This is a genomic window from Alistipes sp. dk3624, from assembly GCF_009557455.1.
In the GTDB taxonomy this organism is placed as follows: Bacteria; Bacteroidota; Bacteroidia; order Bacteroidales; family Rikenellaceae; genus Alistipes_A; species Alistipes_A hominis.
In genome coordinates, this window is record NZ_CP045651.1 from 2,168,332 (window position 1) to 2,191,294 (window position 22,963).

Annotated in this window: 15 protein-coding genes and 4 tRNA genes; 16 read left to right on the forward strand and 3 right to left on the reverse strand. The window is 55.2% G+C overall.

The window, feature by feature from the left end; all coding sequences use genetic code 11:
* Positions 1-7 precede the first annotated feature (7 nt).
* Positions 8-1,954, reverse strand: a complete 1,947-nt coding sequence (locus GFH31_RS09205) for a PIG-L family deacetylase (RefSeq protein ID WP_101571542.1) — start codon at positions 1,952-1,954, stop codon at positions 8-10.
* 239 nt (positions 1,955-2,193) lie between these two features.
* On the opposite strand from GFH31_RS09205, the gene GFH31_RS09210 reads away from it, so the two are divergent.
* Positions 2,194-4,086, forward strand: a complete 1,893-nt coding sequence (locus tag GFH31_RS09210) for a biotin/lipoyl-containing protein (protein ID WP_055202402.1) — start codon at positions 2,194-2,196, stop codon at positions 4,084-4,086.
* An 80-nt stretch (positions 4,087-4,166) separates the two neighbouring features.
* Positions 4,167-5,237 carry a hypothetical protein gene (locus GFH31_RS09215; protein WP_118655352.1) on the forward strand — a complete coding sequence of 357 codons (1,071 nt, stop codon included), beginning with the start codon at positions 4,167-4,169 and terminating at the stop codon, positions 5,235-5,237.
* Positions 5,238-5,297: 60 nt separating this feature from the next.
* On the opposite strand, the gene GFH31_RS09220 is transcribed toward GFH31_RS09215, so the two are convergent.
* Positions 5,298-7,787, reverse strand: coding sequence for a beta-L-arabinofuranosidase domain-containing protein (locus GFH31_RS09220; protein ID WP_153497814.1), 2,490 nt, complete (start codon positions 7,785-7,787; stop codon positions 5,298-5,300).
* A gap of 32 nt (positions 7,788-7,819) precedes the next feature.
* On the opposite strand from GFH31_RS09220, the gene GFH31_RS09225 reads away from it, so the two are divergent.
* The 14 genes from GFH31_RS09225 to rpoC all read left to right on the forward strand — a co-directional run bounded on the left by GFH31_RS09225 (position 7,820) and on the right by rpoC (position 21,390).
* Positions 7,820-8,176: a hypothetical protein gene (locus GFH31_RS09225; RefSeq protein WP_145996512.1), complete on the forward strand. Its 357-nt coding sequence runs from the start codon at positions 7,820-7,822 to the stop codon at positions 8,174-8,176.
* 13 nt (positions 8,177-8,189) lie between these two features.
* Positions 8,190-8,263: transfer RNA gene (locus tag GFH31_RS09230), tRNA-Thr, on the forward strand.
* A gap of 117 nt (positions 8,264-8,380) precedes the next feature.
* Positions 8,381-8,463: transfer RNA gene (locus GFH31_RS09235), tRNA-Tyr, on the forward strand.
* Positions 8,464-8,505: 42 nt separating this feature from the next.
* Positions 8,506-8,578, forward strand: a tRNA-Gly gene (locus tag GFH31_RS09240).
* A gap of 62 nt (positions 8,579-8,640) precedes the next feature.
* The gene (tuf, locus tag GFH31_RS09245) at positions 8,641-9,828 is read left to right on the forward strand and encodes an elongation factor Tu (protein WP_101571534.1); all 1,188 of its coding nucleotides are present in this window, start codon (positions 8,641-8,643) and stop codon (positions 9,826-9,828) included.
* 46 nt (positions 9,829-9,874) lie between these two features.
* Positions 9,875-9,945: transfer RNA gene (locus GFH31_RS09250), tRNA-Trp, on the forward strand.
* A 17-nt stretch (positions 9,946-9,962) separates the two neighbouring features.
* Complete coding sequence (gene secE, locus GFH31_RS09255) at positions 9,963-10,154, forward strand: preprotein translocase subunit SecE (protein WP_055202394.1); 192 nt, start codon at positions 9,963-9,965, stop codon at positions 10,152-10,154.
* A 21-nt stretch (positions 10,155-10,175) separates the two neighbouring features.
* Positions 10,176-10,733 (forward strand): transcription termination/antitermination protein NusG, encoded by a 558-nt coding sequence (nusG, locus tag GFH31_RS09260; protein ID WP_101571532.1) that lies wholly within the window; start codon positions 10,176-10,178, stop codon positions 10,731-10,733.
* Positions 10,734-10,749: 16 nt separating this feature from the next.
* Positions 10,750-11,190, forward strand: a complete 441-nt coding sequence (gene rplK / locus GFH31_RS09265) for a 50S ribosomal protein L11 (RefSeq protein WP_055202390.1) — start codon at positions 10,750-10,752, stop codon at positions 11,188-11,190.
* Positions 11,191-11,208: 18 nt separating this feature from the next.
* Positions 11,209-11,907, forward strand: a complete 699-nt coding sequence (gene rplA, locus GFH31_RS09270) for a 50S ribosomal protein L1 (RefSeq protein ID WP_101571655.1) — start codon at positions 11,209-11,211, stop codon at positions 11,905-11,907.
* An 11-nt stretch (positions 11,908-11,918) separates the two neighbouring features.
* Positions 11,919-12,440, forward strand: coding sequence for a 50S ribosomal protein L10 (gene rplJ, locus GFH31_RS09275; RefSeq protein ID WP_055202386.1), 522 nt, complete (start codon positions 11,919-11,921; stop codon positions 12,438-12,440).
* A 124-nt stretch (positions 12,441-12,564) separates the two neighbouring features.
* A complete protein-coding gene (gene rplL / locus GFH31_RS09280) occupies positions 12,565-12,942 on the forward strand; it encodes a 50S ribosomal protein L7/L12 (protein WP_055202384.1) in 378 nt (125 codons plus the stop codon).
* A gap of 270 nt (positions 12,943-13,212) precedes the next feature.
* Positions 13,213-17,031 (forward strand): DNA-directed RNA polymerase subunit beta, encoded by a 3,819-nt coding sequence (gene rpoB / locus GFH31_RS09285; RefSeq protein WP_101571530.1) that lies wholly within the window; start codon positions 13,213-13,215, stop codon positions 17,029-17,031.
* Between the two features lie 105 nt (positions 17,032-17,136).
* Complete coding sequence (rpoC, locus tag GFH31_RS09290; protein WP_101571528.1) at positions 17,137-21,390, forward strand: DNA-directed RNA polymerase subunit beta'; 4,254 nt, start codon at positions 17,137-17,139, stop codon at positions 21,388-21,390.
* A gap of 70 nt (positions 21,391-21,460) precedes the next feature.
* On the opposite strand, the gene GFH31_RS09295 is transcribed toward rpoC, so the two are convergent.
* Entirely contained in the window at positions 21,461-22,900 is a 1,440-nt protein-coding gene (locus GFH31_RS09295; protein WP_153497815.1) for a glycoside hydrolase family 32 protein, read from the reverse strand.
* Positions 22,901-22,963 lie beyond the last annotated feature (63 nt).

Consider the following 22,963-nt stretch of genomic DNA (forward strand, 5'->3'; position numbering starts at 1 on the left):
GTGTTTTTTATAGTTTGAAAAGGTCCAGTCTGACAAATACTTCGATCGCTTGATATTCGGCCATTCCCAGCTTGTCGTACATCCGGGCGGTATTCTGCGTACGTTCTTCGGCGCGCTGCCAAAATTCGCGCTTGTCTTCGCCGGGGAACGGCATCACGTCCTTCTGCGACAGGTGGCGGTAGATGGCGTGGCGTTTCTGCACCACCTCGTCCGGGCTGAGCGGCACGGCCATGTCGACCATGTCCAGATCCCACTCCTGCCATGCGCCCCGGTAGAGCCAGAACCGGCAATCTTTCACCCAGGGTTCGTTCTGTATCTGGTACATCGCCTCGATGACCGCTTCGATGCAGGTGCGGTGCGTTCCGTGCGGGTCGGACAGGTCGCCGGCGGCATAGATTTGGTCGGGCTTGAGTTCCTGCAATAATTTTACGACGCGCGAAATGTCGTTCTCGGTCAGCAGTCCCTTTTTGACGCCTCCCGTTTCGTAGAACGGCAGGTTCAGGAAGTGGACATTTGTCCGGTCGTTCAGCCCCATGTGCCGGCAGGCCGCCTTCGCTTCGGCGCGGCGGATCGAGCCTTTCAGCTTGCGGAGTTCCAACGGTTCGGGTTCGCCTTTGCGCTTACCGGCGATGATCGCTTTCACTTCGTCGTATTTGTCTTCGAAACCGCATTCGCGGGCGGTGTCGATCGTTTGCAGCACCACGTCGTCGTGCACGGCGATGTTGCCGGACGTTTCGTAAGCTACGTGGACGTCGTGTCCCTGAGTGATCAGCCGGCGGAACGTGCCGCCCATCGAGATCACGTCGTCGTCCGGATGCGGGCTGAAGATCAGCACGCGTTTGGGGAACGGCTGCGCGCGTTCGGGACGCGTCGAATCGTCGGCGTTCGGCTTGCCGCCGGGCCATCCGGTGATCGTGTGTTGCAGGTCGTTGAATACCTGGATATTGATCTCGTCGTAGGCCATGCCGGAGATTTCGAGCAACTGGCCGAGACGGTTATCCACATAGTCCTGATAGGTCAGTTTCAGGATCGGTTTGTCGACCTGCTCGCACAGCCACAGCACGGCCGTGCGGATAAAACGTTTCGGCCACAGGCAGCGTCCGACCAGCCACGGCGTGCGGATACGGGTCAGTTGCGAGGCGGCGCCTTCGTCGACCACGACTTCCATGTTCTGGTGCTCCTGCAGGCAGGTGGCCGGAACCAACAGTTGGCGTTCGCCTTCGACCAGCTCCTTGACGACGTACGCTTTTTCTTCGCCCCACGCGATCAGGATGATGCGTTTGGCGTCGAGGATCGTTCGCAGTCCCATCGTGATCGCCTTGTGCGGTACGTAGTTGATGCCGTAGAAGATCGATGCGGCGGCCTTGCGGCTTTCGTTGCCGAGGGCGACCAGCCGCGTCCGCGTATTGGTGTAGGTGCCCGGTTCGTTGAACCCGATCTGCCCCTGTACGCCGGTACCGAGCACCATCAGGTCGATGCCGTCGTACTGCTCGATCAGCGCTTCGTAGTCGCGGCAGAACGTTTCGACTTTGTCCTGCGGCAGCGTCCCGTCCGGGATATGGATGTTCTCGGGTTTGATGTCGATGTGATCAAGCAGACTCTCGTGCATCGAGTAATTGCGGCTCTGCAACTCCTTCGGCGAGATCGGGAAGAATTCGTCGAGGCTGAATATGACTACGTTGTGAAAACTGAGCCCCTCTTTTTTATGCAGTTCGACCAGCGCGCGGAACAGGCCCACCGGCGATTTCCCGGTCGTCATGCCCAGTACGCACATCTCTCCGGCCGACTGTTTCTCGCGGATGCAGCCGGCGATCTCCCGAGCCACGTACATGGCTCCGCTCGCTTCGTTCTCGTAAATGTTCGTGTAGATTTTTTCGAATTTTCGGATGATGTCGGCAGGATCTGCCCCCGGCTCCAGCCCTCCCTCTTTCGGCAATTTGTAATTTCTTTCCATAGCCTCCTGATTTTATGATTCTGAACGTATTTTGTCAGCGCGTAATCGAACGCTAAAAGTAATCATTAACCGGGGATTTGCCAAATTAATCTCCGGGTAAGATAAAAAAACGATTTTTTTATGTTTTATCGCAAAAACTTCGTATCTTTGTTAATATTATAACAGAGGGGCGGTAAACGGTTGCCGTCCAGCTCAGTGGGAAACTAACTTTATAAATCATCGCACTAATCAAAACAACTATGGCTCAAAAACTTTTGATAAGGGATTTGACCCTCCGGGACGGACAGCAATCCGCTTTTGCCACCCGGATGAAGCAGGAGCAGATCGACCGCGTCCTGCCTTTCTATAAAGACGCTAATTTTTACGCCATGGAGGTGTGGGGCGGCGCCGTGCCCGACTCCGTAATGCGCTACCTGAACGAAAACCCGTGGGACCGCCTCGAAAAGATCAAGGCCGTCGTGGGCGACGTTTCGAAACTGACCGCGCTGTCCCGCGGACGCAACTTGTTCGGATACGCTCCGTATACCGATGAGATCATCGAGGGATTCAGCCGCAATGCGATCGAGTCGGGACTGGGCATCATGCGTATTTTCGACGCGTTGAACGACGTGAACAACGTGAAGTCTACGATCAAGTATATCAAGAAGTACGGCGGTATCGCCGACTGCGCCGTGTGCTACACGATCGACCCGCATTTCTCGACGATGGAACGTATCAAGGCCGCGCTGAAAGGGAAGAAACTTCCGAAAGCGGTTTTCACCGACGAGTATTTCTTGAACAAGGCGCAGCAGATGGCCGCTCTGGGCGCCGATATGATCACGATCAAGGACATGAGCGGACTGATCCCGCCCAAACGCGTTTCGGATCTGATCAAGCTGTTCAAAAAAAACCTGTCGATTCCGATCGACTTCCATACGCACTGTACGCCCGGTTACGGGCTGGCTTCCGTCGTGGCTGCGATCGAGGCCGGCGTCGACGTCGTCGATACGAATATCTGGAACTTCGCCGGCGGACCGGCGGCTCCGGCGATCGAACTGATCTACATCTTCTGCAAGAAAATGGGCGTGGAGCTCGATATCAACATGGAGGCCGTCGCCAAGATCAACAAGGAACTCTATACGATCCGCAAGGAACTCGATGCGGTGGATGCGGTGAAGATTTTCCCGAATGCGTTCAACCCGCTGACCGACAAGCTGCCTGAGAACATCGACAAGGAGTTCGACCGGGCGATTGCCGCAGCCAAAAATGGAAACGAGGCCGAACTGCTCGACGCCTGTCATGCGATCGAAAAGTATTTCAACTTCCCGAAACCGAACGAACTGGTGCAGAAGGCCGAGATTCCGGGCGGTATGTATACGAACATGGTGGCCCAGCTCAAGCAGCTCAAGTCCGAATCGATCCTCGAGAGCGCGATGCAGTTGATCCCGCGCGTGCGTCTGGACGCCGGTCTGCCGCCTTTGGTGACGCCGACCAGCCAGATCGTGGGCGCCCAGGCCGTCAATTGCGCGCTGGACGTTAAAAACGGTAAGCCGATGTATTCGAACGTGTCGAACCAGTTCGTGAACCTGGTCAAGGGCGAGTACGGCGAAACGCCGGTTCCGGTCGATCCCGAATTCCGCCTGAAGATCGCCGGGGTGCGCGAGGAAACCCCGTACGACACGTCGAAATATCAGATGCAACCGAATCCGGTGCTCGAAGACGCCGGCGGAGTCAAGTTGGCCGAGAATGAAAAAGAGGTGCTGTTGCTTGAGCTCTTCCCGCTGGTCGCCAAGAATTACCTGACGGGCGTGAAGAAAGCGCGTTATGCCGCCGCTCACGCCGCCGAAGCCGCGAAAGCCGCCCAGACGGCCGCTGCTGCGCCCGCCGCCGCGCCGGCTCCAGAAGCGAAGGCCGAAGCCAAGCCGGCCGTTGCGATTACCGGAAACGTGGTTACGTCGCCGATGCCGGGACGTATCCTCAGCGTGCTGGTGAAACCGGGCGATAAAGTGACAAAAGGGCAGGATGTGGTGATCCTCGAAGCGATGAAGATGGAGAACAGCATCACGTCGGATTACGCCGGAACCGTGAAGCAGGTGCTCGTGGCCGAAGGCGATACCGTCGCCGTCGACAGCCAACTGGTCGAGATCGAATAGCGATCGCTCGGAATAATTTAGGAATGTGCGGGTCGTATTCCCAATGAAGGGCGTACGGCCCGCTTTTTAAAATTCGGAAAATGAAAAGATTTTTGACAGGCTGTATGTTGGTCTGGGTTGTGGGCGTTTCCGCCCAGAAGGAATATCGGGCGCCCGAGAGCTACGTGGACGGGCGTTCGCAGGCCGTTCTGCGGATGACGATCGATGACGAAGGGATGGTGATGCCTTGCGGGACGGGGCCCGACAGTTGCGATACCTACGGCGCACGCGAAGCCGTAGTGGTCGAGCACGAGGGAGTCTACTACCTTCATTACGACGGCGCCGGCAAAGATGGGTGGCTGTCGTGCCTGGCTACCAGCCGCGACCTGCGCCATTGGGAGAAGCACGGATTGCAATTGACCCTCGGCGAAGCGGGACGCCCCGATTCCAAATCGGCTTCGTCGCCCTGGTTGGTGAACGACGGCGCGAAATGGCATATGTTCTACGTGGGCACCCAATTTTGTACCCCCGCTCCCGACTGCATCCCGGCCACTCCTTATGTGACCCTGACGGCCGAGGCCGATCATCCGGCCGGCCCTTGGCGCAAACGTTACGACATCATTCCTTTCACCAACGAGGCCGGCACTTATTACAGCGATACGGCCAGTCCGGGCGATGTGGTGGAGCAGGACGGCGAGTACAAGATGTTTTTCGGAGCCGCGGCTTTTGACAAGGAGGGTAAACTGGGCCGTACGGTCGGCATCGCCCGTACCCGCGACCTGGGGAGCGCGTGGACGGTCGATCCGCAGCCGATTTTCCCGCCCGCCGAGCAGTGCGAGAACACCTCGCTCTATTACGAACCCGATAACGGTACCTGGTTCCTGTTTACGAACCACATCGGGATACACCCCGACCGGGGCGAATACACGGATGCCGTTTGGGTGTATTGGACCAAAGACCTGAATCGGTGGGATCCGCAGGACAAGGCGATCGTGATCGATTGTCAGAATTCCAAAGAGGTGAAAGGCGCTATCGGGATGCCGTCGGTGATCCGGGTGGGCGACCGGCTGGCGATGCTCTACGACGGCGCGACCGGAGAAAATTACGGACACATGGGCCGCGGCATCAACCTGGCCTGGCTCGCGCTGCCGCTGGTTCCTCCTGCGAAATGATTAAGATATAATAAAGTGCTAAAACGGCGGCAGGAGATCCGGCCGCCGTTTTGTTGTTGCTCAATCCTTGAGCAGTCTCGGCAGGATTTGTCCGATAGATTCGATTCTCGGGCCCTGTCCTTCTATCTGGCAATCTTCCAAAAAAGGATAACAGGTGAACGATTCGTCCGAAATTTCAAAATAGGGAATCAGCCGCAAGCCGCTGTCTTCGATGGTAAAATGAAGCGGAGCGTCTTGCGACGGTTTGAATTTTTCAAATAGTTTTTCAGGCGGGAATGGTAGCGTAACACGCCCGTTTTGCACCGAATCTCCGACAACGGCCATCAGCAGCGGGCCGTATTCGATAGCGTAAGCATTTTTGCCTTTGAAATCGGGTTCGCTTCCTTTGTACAGGGTGAGGCGGAAAGCCATCGGTAACGAAAATTGTATCTTGTCCTTGTCCGACCATTTCCGGTCGAGCGTTACGTATGATCCCGGTTTTCCCCAGGCTACCCGTTCGCCGTTTACCAAGATGACTGCGTTGCAGTTACACCACCATGGAATGCGAAGCCGGATTTTGCACGGCGTTTTTTTGCGTGCCGAAACTTCGATCTGGATGTCGGTGGGATACGGATATTCGAGTCGTTCGTTTAATCTCGGATTTATCAGGGTGCTCCCGGCTCCGGGCCGGCTGTACGGGAATTCGGTTTGCATGGTTAGTTTCATCGGTGTCCCGTCCTGTTCCCAGGCGAACGAAGAGGCGGCGAATAGGTCGACGTATACGCCGTCGTCCGCCTGCGTGTAGATGAACTCGGGCAACGCTCCGAAAAGCCGCGTCCCCTGCCCTTCGCAGCAGGTGTTGACGTCCGTGCCGTCTTCTTTACGATCTATCAGGCGGGCGTGGTAGCGGATTTTGCCGTCGGCAGTCTGGTTGGCAATGGCTACGTTGTAGATCGATTTTTCGATTTCGGCCACGTATTTTTCCTCTTCGGGGTAGAGCAGGTGGAACCGCTGGTTCAGGAACGCCCAGAACGAATTGCCGCACAGCTCGCCCGTTCCGCTGCGCAGCAGATAGGATTTGGGCGGGTAGGGCGACAGTTCGCTGATACTGATACTGCCTCCGATATGTTCGTAATATTCGTTGAACAGTTCCCAGCCTCCGACGGCCGCATCGAGGTACTGCCGGTCGCCGGTCGCCATGTAGAGGTCGAGGAACGATTCCAGCGACAGGATCAGGTAACAGTGCGGACGGTCGTACGGATATTTCCAGATCGCGTCGACATCCTTGTCGATCAATTGTTGCATCCAGAAATTTTCCTGGTAGTAACGCTGCACGACTTGCAGGTCTTCGGGTTTTCCTACCGGCGTAAAATAAAGGCGGGTGCTGGCGATGATTCCCTGGCGTCCCTGTCCGCCGCGGCGGACCAGTTCCGGCAGATAGGGGCAGGCGTTGAACCAGTCGTAAAAACCGCGCAGCAACGGATAGGCTTTCGGATTTCCTGCGATTCCCGCTTCGATCAGTCCCTGAGTCACCCACGAACGGCAGTAAGCTCCGTTTTCGAAATGCAGGATATCGCGTTCGGGATAAGCCATGAGGTATCCGTTCGACTGTTTGCAGGCTTCGATGCCGTCGACGATCCGGTTCATCCGGTCGCGCAGTTCGCGGTTTTCGACCCAGCGCAGTTGGTTGCCCGCGCCCATCAGAAAGCGACCCGCTTTCGAACCGGGCAGAATGTCGACCCATTCGGTATGCAGGTCGCGCAATGCCCCGTCCGCCGGTACTCCGGCCCGCTCGCGGAACTCTTTCAACATATCGTCTACGGAAAACGACTGAAGCAGGTAATGGGCGTTGGCATAGAGCGTTCGGCGGAACAGTCCGTCGTTTACGGTGACGCCGCTGCGCGGAACCCGCGCCGTCGGTTCGACCGGCCGCCAGCTTGCCGCCGGAGTGACGTTTTCGGGACAATTCAGTACGGCGACTTCTCCCATCGGGCGTTGCGGTCTCAATAAGGGGTGTTTACCCAGAAAACCCCGGTCGGAGTCGGTGAGCAGCCGGTTTTCCGAAACGTCGACGCCGCCCGACCATACCTCCATTTTCCAGAGTTCGAAATAGTATCCGTTGTCGCGTTCGGGTAGCCGGGTGACTCTCAGCTCGACGTACCGGCCGGAAACAGGGTGCGCCGGGCGGAAGACGTCGATTTGGTCGACTGCGGCGGCTTCGTAGTCGCTGCCGGTGTGGTCGGCGATCGTTACGGGCCTGTCGGAGCCGGACGTTTCGATCCGGAATCGTACCGGAAATCCCGGGCGCGCATAGTAGTCCCAACTGTCGAATACGACGGGGTACAGTTTGACCGAATCGATCGGATACGGCCGTCCCAGGTCGATCCGTATCCAGCAACTTTCGTCGGCGGAGGATTTGCGTGCGGATTCGTAAATCGCGTAATTGGCTTTCGCTGCGACCCGTTCGACCCCCAGCGGGCCTCCCCGCAGGTCGGCGACCTGCGCACGGGCGGAAAAAATAGGTAAGCTGCAGGAAAGCGATGCGGCGAAAAGCAGGAAAGTTTTTTTCATGTCGGGCGGGTTAGAACGGTGAAAATGGGATTGTGAACATAGCAAAGATAAAAAATATACCGGTATTTATTATCCGTCCGTGTTTACCGATCCGGAACGGATCTGCCGACCGACTGCCGTTTTGCGGCCGGGCGGACACCGAAATGAAAATTCGCGGCCGGCGCCGTCGCGGCGGGATTCGGAACCGACACGATTTTGAGCTTAAAAATAGCGTATTTGGTATAAAAAATTTCGTTATTCCAAAAATCCGTTGTACCTTTGACACCGATTTTGCGTTTTTGGGATTTGACGCAGGCCTTGAGTTGACCGTCGATTTGCCGGGGCGGATTAATTTTTTGGTGCGTAATATTTGTGCATTAAGAAATTATTCGTACTTTTGCCAACCCTAAAATGTGACAAACTGCCGATGTAGCTCAGTTGGCCAGAGCAGCTGATTTGTAATCAGCTGGTCGGGGGTTCGAATCCCTCCATCGGCTCCGGAAGGTGCGACGGACAGAGCGTGCGGATGCGGCGGACAATAGTGGGTGCGGCGCTATATTATTAGGGTGTAACGAGCGAGACTCGGGTTTCGAAAAGTTCTTCGAGAAAATTCTGGGCGGATACCAGAGTGGCCAAATGGGGCAGACTGTAAATCTGCTGTCTTTCGACTTCGGTGGTTCGAATCCATCTCCGCCCACAGTGAATCCGGTTCGCGCCGGAGAATCGACGAAATGATTTTGCGGAAGTAGCTCAGTCGGTAGAGCATTAGCCTTCCAAGCTAAGGGTCGCGGGTTCGAATCTCGTCTTCCGCTCGCAAAAAGTGTTGGAAACTTTAATTGAAGTAAAACAATTATTCCTAAAATAGATTACAGATATGGCAAAAGAAAAATTTGACAGATCCAAACCGCATGTGAACATCGGTACGATCGGACACGTTGACCATGGTAAAACTACCTTGACCGCTGCAATTACCACCGTACTTGCAAAAAAAGGCCTTTCCGAACTGCGCTCGTTCGACTCGATCGACAACGCTCCCGAGGAAAAGGAACGCGGTATCACCATCAACACGTCGCACGTCGAGTATCAGACGGCCAACCGTCACTACGCTCACGTAGACTGCCCGGGCCACGCCGACTATGTGAAGAACATGGTTACCGGTGCCGCTCAGATGGACGGCGCGATCCTCGTGGTTGCCGCTACCGACGGTCCGATGCCCCAGACCAACGAACACGTGCTGTTGGCCCGCCAGGTGAACGTGCCGAAAATCGTCGTATTCCTGAACAAGTGCGACATGGTGGACGATCCCGAAATGCTCGACCTCGTTGAGCTGGAAGTTCGCGACTTGCTGAGCAAATACGAATTCGACGGCGACAATACCCCGATTATCCGCGGTTCTGCGCTGGGCGGTCTGAACGGCGAAGCCAAATGGGAAGACAAGATCATGGAATTGATGGATGCCGTTGACTCGTACATTCCGATTCCTCCGCGTGAAAACGAAAAACCGTTCCTGATGCCTGTCGAGGACGTATTCTCGATCACCGGTCGCGGTACCGTGCTGACCGGTCGCGTTGAAACCGGCGTGATCCACGTGGGCGATCCGGTGGAAATCATCGGTCTGGCCGAAAAGTCGATGACTTCGACCTGTACGGGCGTGGAAATGTTCCGCAAGCTGCTGGATCAGGGCGAAGCCGGCGACAACGTCGGTCTGCTGATGCGCGGTATCGACAAGAAAGACGTAAAACGCGGTATGGTCGTTGCCAAACCGGGTTCGATCACCCCGCACACGGTGTTCAAAGCCGAGGTTTATATCCTGAAAAAGGAAGAAGGCGGTCGTCACACGCCGTTCCACCACAAATACCGTCCGCAGTTCTACCTGCGTACGCTGGACGTAACCGGTGAAGTGGAACTTCCGGAAGGCGTAGAAATGGTTATGCCGGGCGATAACGTAACGATCACCGTTACCCTGATCTACCCCGTAGCCCTGAACGTAGGTCTGCGTTTCGCAATCCGCGAAGGCGGCCGTACCGTAGGTGCCGGTCAGATCATCGAAATCATTAAGTAATTTCGAAATACTTTCAAGGCGGCGCGTTCGGCGCGCCGCCTTACAAACGAGTGTAGTTCAAGGGTAGAATAGCGGTCTCCAAAACCGTTGATGGGAGTTCGAATCTCTCCACTCGTGCTAAAAACGTTACGACAATGAGATTTATTAATTACGTTAAAAACGCCTACGCCGAGCTTGTTCAAAAGGTGACGTGGCCGTCCTGGAATCAGCTTTCCAATTCAGCGGTAATTGTTATGACAGCTTCCCTGTTATTCGCTGTAGTGATTCTTGCGATGGACCTGGCATTCGAGAACATCATGAAGGCCATATATAGTATTCTTTATTAATTCTGTAAAGAAAAGATAAAGATGAGCGAAAAAGAGCAAAAACAGTGGTACGTGATCCGTGCCATCGGAGGTAAGGAAAAAAAGGTGAAGGAATACATCGAGACGGAAGTCCAGAATTCTCACCTCGAAGACTATATCTCCCAGGTTCTGATTCCGACTGAGAAAGTTTACCAGATCAAAAACGGTAAAAAGATCAGCCGGGAAAAGGTCTCTTATCCGGGCTATGTATTGGTCGAGGCCGCTCTCGTGGGCGAAATCCCGTTTATGCTTCGCAACACTCCCAACGTCTTAGGCTTCCTCGGAGACACGAAGGCTTCTTCCATGGTGGCAACCCCTCTCCGCCCTCAGGAAGTGAGCCGGATTTTAGGACGTGTCGACGAACTGAGCGTCAGCGAGGAGGAAAACGAAGTTCCTTTCTTCGAAGGAGAAACCGTCAAGGTTACCGATGGCCCATTCTCAAGCTTTTCGGGTACGATCGAGGCGGTGGACAACGAGCGGAAGAAACTCACGGTTTCCGTGAAGATATTCGGGCGCAAGACTCCTATGGAGTTGAGCTTTATGCAAGTAGAAAAAGAATAATTAACCAAGGAAAATTATGGCAAAAGAGGTTGCTGCGTTAATTAAACTGCAGATCAAAGGTGGTGCCGCCAATCCTTCGCCTCCGGTAGGGCCCGCTCTGGGTTCGAAAGGAGTGAACATCATGGACTTCTGTAAACAGTTCAATGCGAGGACCCAGGACAAGGCAGGCAAGGTACTTCCTGTCATTATCACCGTTTATGGCGATAAGTCGTTCGACTTTATCATTAAGCAGCCGCCGGTAGCCGTACAGCTCAAGGAAGCCGCAAAGCTTCAGTCGGGTTCCGCCGAGCCGAACCGTAAAAAGGTAGGCAAGGTGACCTGGGATCAGATCAAGGAGATCGCCCAGGATAAAATGCCGGATATGAATTGCTTTACGCTTGAGTCCGCGATGCGGATGGTGGCCGGTACAGCACGTAGCATGGGTATCGATGTCGTTGGTGAATTTCCTAATTTGTAATTGATAAAAATTACTGAAATGAGTAAGCTGACCAAAAATAGAAAATTAGTTCTTGCTAAGATTGAACCGAATAAGGCGTACAAGCTCAGCGAGGCGGCAGCTCTTCTAAAGGAGATTACCTTTACGAAATTCGATGCTTCCGTGGATTTGGACGTGCGACTTGGTGTTGATCCCCGTAAGTCCAACCAGATGGTAAGAGGTGTCGTTACGTTGCCTCACGGAACCGGGAAATCGGTTCGCGTGCTGGTGCTTTGTACTCCCGACAAGGAGACCGAAGCGACCGAGGCAGGCGCCGATTACGTAGGTTTGGACGAATACATCGAGAAGATCAAAGGCGGTTGGACCGATGTGGACGTGATCATCACAACTCCTAATGTAATGGCGAAGGTGGGTGCGCTCGGACGTATTCTGGGTCCCCGTGGCCTGATGCCGAACCCTAAGACGGGTACCGTTACGATGGAAGTCGGAAAGGCGGTAAAAGAGGTGAAAGCCGGTAAGATCGACTTCAAAGTCGACAAATTCGGTATCGTTCACTCTTCGATCGGCAAGATCGCGTTCTCTGCGGAACAGATCGTCGACAATGCCAACGAGTTCATGAATGTAATCATGAAATTGAAACCGGCTACGGCTAAAGGTACTTACGTGAAGAGTATATTTCTCTCTACTACGATGAGCCCGGGCTTGCAGATTGATCCCAAATCCCTTGAAAACAAATAAACCGAAAGACGATGAACAGGGAAGAGAAAAAAGTTGTAATTGATAGTCTGGCCGAGAAGCTCACCGCATACGCTCACTACTACATTACCGATACTTCGGAACTGAACGCAGAGCAGACCGCTGCTTTGAGAAAGCTTTGTTTCGAAAAGGAAGTGAAGCTGGTGGTTGCGAAGAATACGTTGTTTATCAAGGCTCTCGAACAGACCGGGAAGATTAACGAGGAGGTGCTCCCTTCGCTGAAAGGCGAAACGGCGATCATGTTCGCCAACGTGGGTAAGAGTCCTGCCAAGTTGATCAAGGAGTTCCGCAAGGCGAATCCGAAACCGGTTCTGAAAGCTGCATGCGTGGAAGATTGCATCTATCTGGGCGATGCCGCCGTAGAGGAACTGGTTAACATCAAGTCGCGCGAAGAGCTTATTGGTGACATCATCGGACTGTTGCAGTCTCCCGCGAAGAACGTTATCTCCGCACTGCAGGGTTCTGCCGGACAAAAAATCGCAGGGTTGGTTAAAACCCTCGAAGCAAGGGGATAATATTTCCGGACGGTTTGCCGGAGGGCGTTATCGAAAATCCGCCTGAGTCCGCTGCCGAAGGAATGGTTCCCGAAAATTAACCAAAACGTTTAAAAGTCAAACATTTTAAAAATTTTATATTACGATGGCCGATATCAAAAAATTAGCTGAGGAGTTGGTTAACTTGACAGTTAAAGAAGTAAACGAACTTGCCAATGTTCTGAAAGAAGAATACGGAATTGAGCCCGCTGCTGCTGCTGTTGCCGTTGCCGCTGCTCCTGCTGCCGACGGTGGCGCCGCTGCTGCTGAGAAAACGTCTTTCGACGTGATCCTGAAGAGCGCAGGTCAGGCGAAACTGCAGGTAGTGAAAGTAGTGAAAGACATTACCGGTCTGGGTCTGAAAGAGGCTAAGGATCTGGTTGATGGCGCACCGAAAGCTATCAAAGAAGGCGTTTCCAAAGAAGAAGCAGAACAGGTTAAATCTCAGCTCGAAGAAGCTGGCGCTGAAGTTGAAGTTAAGTAGTAACTGCTTATAGTTCAGAACATATCGGGTGTAGAGTCTATTCTGATAGACTCTATACCTTTTCTCATTTAACAGAAGCAACAGCCAGTAACCGGGCCCTACGGGCGGTTATGTTTTGCAAAAAGAGATGGCAGGGGTGGAAAACCAGTGATCCCGAACGGATTTTTCCGATCGGTCGTTTGAACTGCCGGGTCAGTTGCCGCGTTTGAAACTGAAAGCAGAAGCGCATTTCAAATCAGTTCTTATCTTCAACTTTAATTATTGGATACAATGTCTTCAAAAACAGATAATCAGCGTATTAGCTTTTCTTCCGTAAAAAACAGATTGCATTATCCCGATTTTTTGGAGGTGCAACTCAAATCATTTCAAGACTTTTTCCAATTAGATACCACGGCCGAGAACCGCAAAAACGAAGGGCTGTACAAGGTGTTCATGGAGAACTTCCCGATAACCGATACGCGTAACAACTTCGTGCTGGAATTCATCGATTATTACGTGGATCCGCCCCGTTACGGCCAGGACGAGTGTCTCGAACGCGGACTGACGTACAGCGTACCGCTGAAAGCGAAGCTGAAGCTGTACTGTACCGATCCCGAACACGAGGACTTCGATACGGTGATTCAGGACGTTTACTTCGGCACCATTCCCTATATGACTCCGCGCGGCACGTTCATTATCAACGGCGCCGAACGCGTAATCGTATCGCAGTTGCACCGTTCCCCGGGGGTGTTCTTCGGTCAGAGCACCCATACCAATGGAACCAAACTCTATTCGGCCCGTATCATCCCGTTTAAAGGGTCGTGGATCGAGTTTGCGACGGACATCAACAACGTGATGTACGCCTATATCGACCGAAAGAAGAAATTGCCGGTAACCACGCTGCTCCGTGCGATCGGATTCGAGAGCGACCGGCAGATCTTAGAGATATTTAACCTTGCGGAGGATGTAAAGGTTACTAAAGCCAACCTGAAGAAGATGGTCGGACAGCGGCTGGCTGCCCGGGTGCTGAAGACATGGGTTGAAGACTTTGTGGACGAAGATACCGGAGAGGTGGTTTCGATCGAACGAAACGAGATCATCATCGACCGGGAGACCGTCCTCGAAGAGAGCCATATTGAAGACATTATCGAGTCGGGCGCCAAAAGCATCCTAATCCATAAGGAGGCCCAGAACGGCACCGATTTCTCCATCGTATACAATACCCTGCAGAAAGACCCGTGCAACTCCGAAAAAGAGGCCGTCGTCTATATCTACCGCCAGTTGCGTAACTCGGAGCCGCCCGACGAGGCGACTGCGCGCGACGTGATCGAAAAGCTGTTCTTTTCGGACAAGCGTTACGATCTGGGAGATGTGGGGCGTTTCCGTATCAACAAGAAACTGGATCTGGACATCTCTCCGGACGTAAGGATCCTGACGCGGGAGGATATCATCGCCATCATCCGTTACCTGATTCTGCTGATCAACTCGCAGACCGACGTGGACGATATCGACCACTTGTCGAACCGCCGCGTACGCACGGTGGGCGAGCAGTTGGCCAACCAGTTCAGCGTAGGTTTCGTCCGCATGGCGCGTACGATCCGCGAACGGATGAACGTGCGCGACAACGAAGTGTTTACACCGGTAGACCTGATCAATGCCAAAACGCTGTCGTCGGTCATCAATTCGTTCTTCGGAACGAACCAACTGTCGCAGTTCATGGATCAGACCAATCCGCTGGCCGAAATGACCCATAAGCGCCGCCTGTCGGCTCTGGGGCCCGGCGGTCTGTCGCGTGAACGCGCCGGATTCGAAGTGCGCGACGTGCACTATACCCATTACGGCCGTCTGTGTCCGATCGAAACGCCGGAAGGCCCGAACATCGGATTGATTTCGTCGCTGTGCGTTTACGCGAAAATCAGCGACATGGGCTTTATCGAAACGCCGTACCGCAAAGTGGCGGACGGACGGGTCGATCTGACGGATAAAGGGATTCATTATTTCAGCGCCGAAGAGGAGGAAGGACTGACCATTGCGCAGGCCAACGCTCCGCTGAACGATGCGGGCGAGTTCCTCGTGCCGGACAAGATCAAAGCGCGCGACAACGGCGATTTTCCGGTGGTGACGGCTACGGAAGTGGATCTGATGGACGTTGCGCCGAACCAGATTTCGTCGATCGCCGCCAGCCTGATCCCGTTCCTCGAACACGACGATGCCAACCGTGCGCTGATGGGATCGAACATGATGCGTCAGGCCGTGCCGTTGGTGATGCCGGAGGCTCCGATCGTCGGAACGGGTCTGGAAAAAGACATGATCGCCGACAGCCGGATCCAGATCGTCGCCGAAGGCGAAGGAGAAGTCGTCTTCTCGGACGCGACGCAGATTCAGGTCAAATACGAACGTACCGAAGACCAGAAGATCGTTACGTTCGATCCGGAAGTGACGACCTATCGTCTGCCGCGCTATCGTAAGACCAATCAGAGCACGTCGATGACCCTGAAACCCCTGGTTCGCAAGGGCGATAAAGTGACCAAAGGGCAGATCATGACCGAAGGTTATTCTACGCAGGGCGGCGAGCTGGCGCTGGGGCGCAACCTGAAAGTGGCGTTCATGCCGTGGAAGGGTTACAACTTCGAGGATGCCATCGTGATCTCGGAACGCGTGATCCGCGAGGATATCTTCACTTCGGTGCATGTCGACGAATATATTATGGAAGTGCGCGATACCAAACGCGGTGTCGAGGAGCTTACTTCCGACATTCCGAACGTCAGCGAAGACGCTACGAAAGATCTCGACGAGAACGGTATCATCCGCATCGGCGCCAATGTGCAGCCGGGCGATATCCTGATCGGTAAGATCACGCCGAAAGGGGAGAGCGATCCTTCGCCGGAAGAGAAACTGCTGCGTGCGATCTTCGGCGACAAGGCCGGCGATGTGAAAGACGCTTCGCTGAAGGCGCAGCCTTCGCTGTTCGGCGTCGTGGTCGATAAGAAACTGTTCAGCCGCGCCAATAAGGACGGCAAGAAGAGCAAGGCTTCCGAAAAGGCGCAGTTGGAAAAGATGGAGACCGAGTTCTTGCAGCAGGCCGATGCGCTGAAAGAGCGTCTGATCGAAAAACTGTGGACGTTGCTCAAAGACAAATCGACGATCGGTATCCGCGATTATTTCGGGGTGGAACTGGTCCCGCAGGGGACGCGTTTCTCGCAGAAAATGCTGGCCGAACTCGACTACCTGAATATCGGCACCGATAAATGGACGGGCGACGCGCGTCTGGATACGCTGATCGAACAGACGATCAACAACTATACGATCAAGTACAAGGAACTGGATGCGGTTCTCAAGCGCGAGAAATACAACCTGACCAACGGGGACGAACTCCCGACCGGAATTATCCAGCTGGCCAAAGTGTACATTGCCAAGAAGCGCAAGTTGCGCGTGGGAGACAAGATGGCCGGCCGTCACGGAAACAAGGGGATCGTGGCGCGGATCGTTCGCGACGAGGACATGCCGTTCCTCGAAGACGGTTCGATCGTCGACATCGTGCTGAACCCGCTGGGCGTGCCTTCGCGTATGAACCTCGGACAGATTTACGAGACCGTGCTCGGATGGGCCGGCCGCGAACTCGGTCTGAAGTTCGCCACGCCGATTTTCGACGGGGCTTCGCTGGAGCAGATCAACGAATATACGGCTCAGGCCGGCGTACCGCGCAGTGGTCGCACCTATCTGCGAGACGGCGGTACCGGTGAGCAGTTCGACCAGCCGGCGACCGTCGGGGTGATCTACATGCTGAAACTCGGCCATATGGTCGACGACAAGATGCATGCCCGTTCGATCGGCCCGTACTCGCTGATTACGCAGCAGCCGCTGGGCGGTAAAGCGCAGTTCGGCGGTCAGCGTTTCGGAGAGATGGAGGTTTGGGCGCTCGAGGCGTTCGGCGCATCGAACATTTTGCAGGAGATCCTGACGATCAAGTCGGACGACGTGATGGGACGTGCCAAGGCCTATGAAGCGATTGTCAAGGGCGACAACATGCCGCAGCCCGGCATTCCGGAATCGCTGAACGTGTTGCTGCACGAACTCAGGGGATTGGCCATCAGCGTCAAGCTGGACTAAAAGTGCGTCGGCCGGAGAGCGGTGTTGCTGACGAACGGCGGAAGATCCCGAGTTCGCCGCGGCTCGAAGGTTTACTTGTTGAAGAATAAATAAAAGTTTAAAAATATGTCATTCAAGAAAGACAATAAGGCACAGAGCGGTTTTTCGAAAATTTCCATTGGTCTCGCATCTCCGGAGGAGATTCTCGAAAATTCGAGCGGCGAGGTGCTGAAACCCGAAACCATCAACTATCGCACCTACAAGCCCGAACGGGACGGCCTTTTTTGCGAGCGGATTTTCGGCCCGGTGAAAGACTACGAATGCCACTGCGGAAAATACAAGCGGATCCGTTACAAAGGGATCGTCTGCGACCGTTGCGGCGTGGAAGTGACCGAGAAAAAGGTACGTCGGGAACGGATGGGACATATCTCGCTCGTGGTTCCGGTGGCTCATATCTGGTATTTCCGTTCGCTGCCGTCGAAGATCGGATACCTGCTGGGTATTCCGTCGAAGAAGCTCGAAGCGATCGTCTATTACGAACGTTATGTCGTCGTACAGGCCGGCGCTGCAGCCGTGAACGGAGTGTCCGATCTCGATCTGCTTGCCGAAAAGGAATACCTCGATATCCTGAACGCGCTGCCGAAAGGAAATCAGCAACTCGACGACAGCGATCCCGATAAATTCATCGCGCAGATGGGGGCCGAAGCGATCTACACGCTGTTGCAGCGGGTCGATCTGGACGAGCTTTCCTATTCGCTGCGCCACAAGGCGAGCACCGAGACTTCGCAGCAGCGTAAGGCCGAGGCGCTCAAACGCCTGCATGTGGTGGAAGCGTTCCGCGAGTCGCGCGAGATCAACAAGCCCGAGTGGATGATCCTGAAAGTGATTCCGGTGATTCCGCCCGAACTGCGTCCGCTCGTTCCGTTGGACGGAGGCCGTTTCGCTACGTCCGACCTGAACGACCTGTACCGCCGGGTGATCATCCGGAACAACCGTCTGAAACGGCTGATCGAGATCAAGGCGCCGGAAGTGATCCTGCGCAACGAAAAGCGCATGTTGCAGGAGGCCGTCGACTCGCTGTTCGACAACTCGCGCAAGAGCAACGCCGTGAAGACCGAGTCGAACCGTCCGCTCAAATCGCTGTCCGACAGTCTGAAAGGAAAGCAAGGACGTTTCCGTCAGAATCTGCTCGGTAAGCGCGTCGACTATTCGGCCCGTTCGGTCATCGTCGTAGGTCCCGAGTTGAAGATGCACGAGATGGGGATTCCGAAAGACATGGCGGCCGAGCTTTACAAGCCGTTCGTGATCCGGAAACTGATCGAAAGAGGAATCGTCAAGACCGTTAAATCGGCCAAAAAAATCATAGACCGTAAGGATCCGGTGATCTGGGATATCCTGGAAAACGTGATTAAAGGACATCCGGTGCTGATGAACCGCGCCCCGACCTTGCACCGTCTGGGTATCCAGGCGTTCCAGCCGAAACTGATCGAGGGCAAGGCGTTGCAATTGCACCCGCTGGCTTGTACGGCGTTCAACGCCGACTTCGACGGCGACCAGATGGCCGTGCATTTGCCGCTGGGCAATGCGGCGATCCTCGAAGCCCAGATCCTGATGCTCGGTTCGCACAACATCCTGAACCCGGCCAACGGAGCGCCGATCACGGTGCCTTCGCAGGACATGGTGCTCGGGTTGTACTATATTACCAAAGAGCGCGCCGGATCGCAGGGCGAAGGGCTTCAGTTCTACGGCCCCGAGGAGGCGCTGATCGCCTACAATGAAAAACGCGCCGACCTGCACGCCAAAGTGAAAGTAATGGTCGATACGCTCGACGAGAACGGGCAGCCGGTTCGTAAATTGGTCGATACGACCGTCGGCCGGATCATCTTCAACCAGGTGGTTCCCAAAGAGGTGGGCTTCCTGAACGAAGTGCTGACCAAACGTTCGCTGCGCGACATCATCGGCCTGGTGATGAAGAAGGCCGGAGCCGACAAAACGGCGGCTTTCCTCGACGATATCAAGCACATGGGATACCAGATGGCCTTCCGCGGCGGACTGTCGTTCAACCTCGATGCGGTGATCATTCCCGATGAAAAGGAAGCGCTGGTCAACGAAGGTTACGAGCGCGTCGAAGAGGTGATGGAGAGCTACAACATGGGGCTTATCACCAACAACGAACGTTACAACCAGATTATCGACATCTGGACGAATATCAATATGAAGCTGACCAAGACGGTGTTGGATCACCTGACCAAGGACATGCAGGGTTTCAATCCGGTGTACATGATGCTGGATTCCGGGGCCCGCGGTTCGAAGGAGCAGATCCGCCAGCTCTCCGGGATGCGCGGTTTGATGGCCAAGCCGCAGAAATCCGGGGCCGAAGGAGGTCAGGTCATCGAAAACCCGATCCTGTCGAACTTCAAGGAGGGGCTTTCGGTGTTGGAATATTTCATCTCTACGCACGGCGCCCGTAAGGGTCTGGCCGATACCGCGTTGAAAACGGCCGACGCCGGTTATCTGACGCGCCGTCTGGTCGATGTGGCGCAAGACGTGATTATCTGCGAAGAGGACTGCGGTACGCTGCGCGGCCTGACCGCTACGGCGATCAAGCGCAACGAGGATGTCGTACAGACGCTGTACGAACGTATCCTGGGCCGTACGACCGTGCACGACGTCTACAATCCGCATACCGGCGAGTTGATCGTGGCTGCCGGAGAAGAGATTACCGAAACGATCGCCGAGGCGATCGACGCAGCGCATGTGGAATCGGTGGATATCCGTTCGGTGCTGACGTGCGAGTCGCGCAAGGGCGTATGCGCCAAGTGTTACGGACGCAACCTGGCGACCGGACGCATGGTTCAGAAAGGCGAAGTGGTCGGCGTGATCGCCGCTCAGTCGATCGGCGAGCCGGGTACCCAGCTGACGCTGCGTACGTTCCACGTCGGCGGTGTGGCCGGTGGCGTGGCGACCGACAACAGCGTCGTTTCGCGCTACGAAGGACGTCTTGAGATCGACGAATTGCGCGTGGTGAAGAGCAAGAACGACGCAGGCAAAGAGATCAATACGGTGATCAGCCGCCTGTCCGAGTTGCGGATCGTTGACGTCAATACCGATATCGTGCTTTATACGCACAACCTGCCTTACGGCGCTACGTTGTACTTGAACGACGGCGATTTGGTCAAGAAGGGCGATCTGGTTTGCGAGTGGGATCCGTACAACGCCGTGATTATTTCGGAATACGACGGTAAGGTGGCTTTCGAAAATGTGATTGAAGGTGTCACGTACCGCGACGAGTTCGATGAGCAGACCGGCTTCCGCGAGAAGGTGATTACCGAGTCGAGAGACAAGACCAAGAACCCGATCATCAAGATTCTGGACAAAAAAGGCGAGGAACAGAAACAATACAACCTACCGGTAGGCGCGCATATCGTCGTGAAGGAGAACGCCGCCGTCAAAGCCGGAGAGATTCTGATTAAGATTCCGAGAGCCGTCGGCAAGGCGGGCGATATCACCGGCGGTCTGCCGCGTGTGACCGAATTGTTCGAGGCGCGGAACCCGTCGAATCCGGCCGTGGTTTCGGAAATCGACGGCGAGGTTTCGTTCGGCAAGATCAAGCGCGGTAACCGCGAGATCATCATTACTTCGAAAGTGGGCGATGTGAAACGTTATCTCGTTCCGCTGTCGCGCCAGATCCTGGTGCAGGAGAACGATTACGTCCGCGCCGGGATGCCGCTGTCGGACGGCGCGATTACGCCGGGGGATATTCTGGCGATCCAGGGCCCGACCAAGGTGCAGGAGTACATCGTCAACGAGGTGCAGGAAGTGTACCGGATGCAGGGCGTGAAGATCAACGACAAGCATTTCGAGGTGATCGTTCGCCAGATGATGAACAAGGTGCAGATCGAAGATCCGGGAGATACCCGTTTCCTCGAAGAACAGATCGTCGACAAGTGGGAATTCATGGCTGTCAACGACGACTTGTACGACAAGGTCGTCGTAACCGACGCCGGCGATTCGGCGACGATGAAACCGGGTATGATCATCACGTTGCGCAAGTTGCGCGACGAGAATTCGCAACTGAAACGGAAAGACCTGAAGCTCGTGCAGGTGCGCGATGTGATTCCGGCGACGTCGAATCAGGTGCTGCAGGGGATTACCCGTGCGGCGTTGCAGACCAGCAGCTTCATGTCGGCGGCTTCGTTCCAGGAAACGACCAAGGTGCTGAACGAAGCGGCTATTCTGGGTAAGGTCGATCCGTTGGTGAACCTCAAGGAGAACGTGATCTGCGGTCACTTGATTCCGGCCGGTACCGGGCAGCGCGATTTCGATACGATTATCGTGGGCGCCAAGGACGAATACAACAGCATGGTTTCCGGAAAGTAACCGAGTACGGAAAACGATAAAGCGAAGGCCCGGGATCATTCCCGGGCCTTCGCTTTTTGGATGCGGACGGTTATTCGCATACCCGGACGACCAGATCCTTTACGGTCAGGCCGGGGGCCGTCGACCGGAAAGAGACTCCCGTCCCGAGGCTGTCGTAGATGCGCATCGTGAAGCAGTAGGCGTCGTTGACGAAGCATTCGGCGATCGTGCCGTCGACGAAGAGCCGGATCTTCAACGGGGCGTACGGATCGATGCCGCACTTTCTTTGGAAGGTGCGGTACCGGCTGCCGATTCCGATCTCGCCGGTCTGAAAATCGACGGTCAGACTGTACCCTTCCGTCCGGTCGGCGGACTCCCTGAAACGGAGCGTCGCCTGTCCGAAGCCGCTCTGCGGAAACAGCGTCGCCGTCAGCATGTAATTCTCGGGCAGGTCGTACCGGGTATTCAATTCGACCCGTTTTTCCCGCAACGCCGTCCGGTCGAACAGCCGGACGACTTCCCGCACGGGGCGCTGATACAGTTGGCCTGCTGCATCGGCGTATAGTTCCCGGGGCATGCTCAGCGTGCCGCCCCATTCGTATTCTCCCGCATCCGAGTCGTTTTTATAATCGCCGATCCATCCGATCAGTATCCTGCGTTTCCCGTCGGACATGGTTTTGGCCACCCGGAGGTCTCCGCAGTCGTAGGGCTGTACGGGCGGGTCGATCGCCCCCGTATCGCGTACCTGCATATAGTGATAATCGGCGCAGTTGACGTTCCACAAGCCGTTCAGCTCGAACAGGTCGGGACAGTCGCCCGAAACGGAAGCCGGGTAGACGACGAGCGGCGCGTGCGGCGTCCAGTGCGTCAGATCGCGGGACGTGTACAGGCCGACGTTCGGCGCCGAGCCGTCGGCGAGCATGGCGTGCAAGGCGAGCCACCATCGGTTCTCCCGGCCGTTCCACACGACGTGCGGATCGCGGAAAGCCTGGTGATGGTAGATCTGTTTGTCGTCGATCGCTCCGTTGATCGTTTTGTTCCAATAAATCTTTCCGTCGGCATAGAACGTATATTCCGGATGTTTCGTCCAGTGGATCAGGTCGACGCTTCGCGCCTGCATCACTTTCTGATCGCCGAGTGGATCGTTGCTGTTTTTGCCGGTGTAGAACAAGTAGAAGGTTCCGCCGTGTTCGACGACGCTTCCCGTCCAGATACTCTCCCAGTCCGGTCCCAGCGGGTCGGAACCTTTAATCAGCGCGTTCGGAAGTTCCTGCCAACGCAGCAGGTCGCGGCTGACGACGTGCGCCCAATCCGGGCCTTTCAGGTAAAAGAGATGGTAGTCTCCTTTCCAGTAGAACGGGATGACGTCTCCCGCCTTCGCGTCCTGAGGACGGAAATGTAAGGTCGGTTTCGTGTTCGCCGTTTGTTGCGGCGAACGCGGAGCGGATGCCGGTAGCGTGACGGCTGAAAAAACGGATAACAAGACGGTCAGCGCCGCTCGGCGGCAACGGTTCGGATGGATTCGTTTCATAGTCGGGAAGATCGGTTTTATTCAAAGTTATGATTTTTTACGTATTATTATAACTTTGTATCG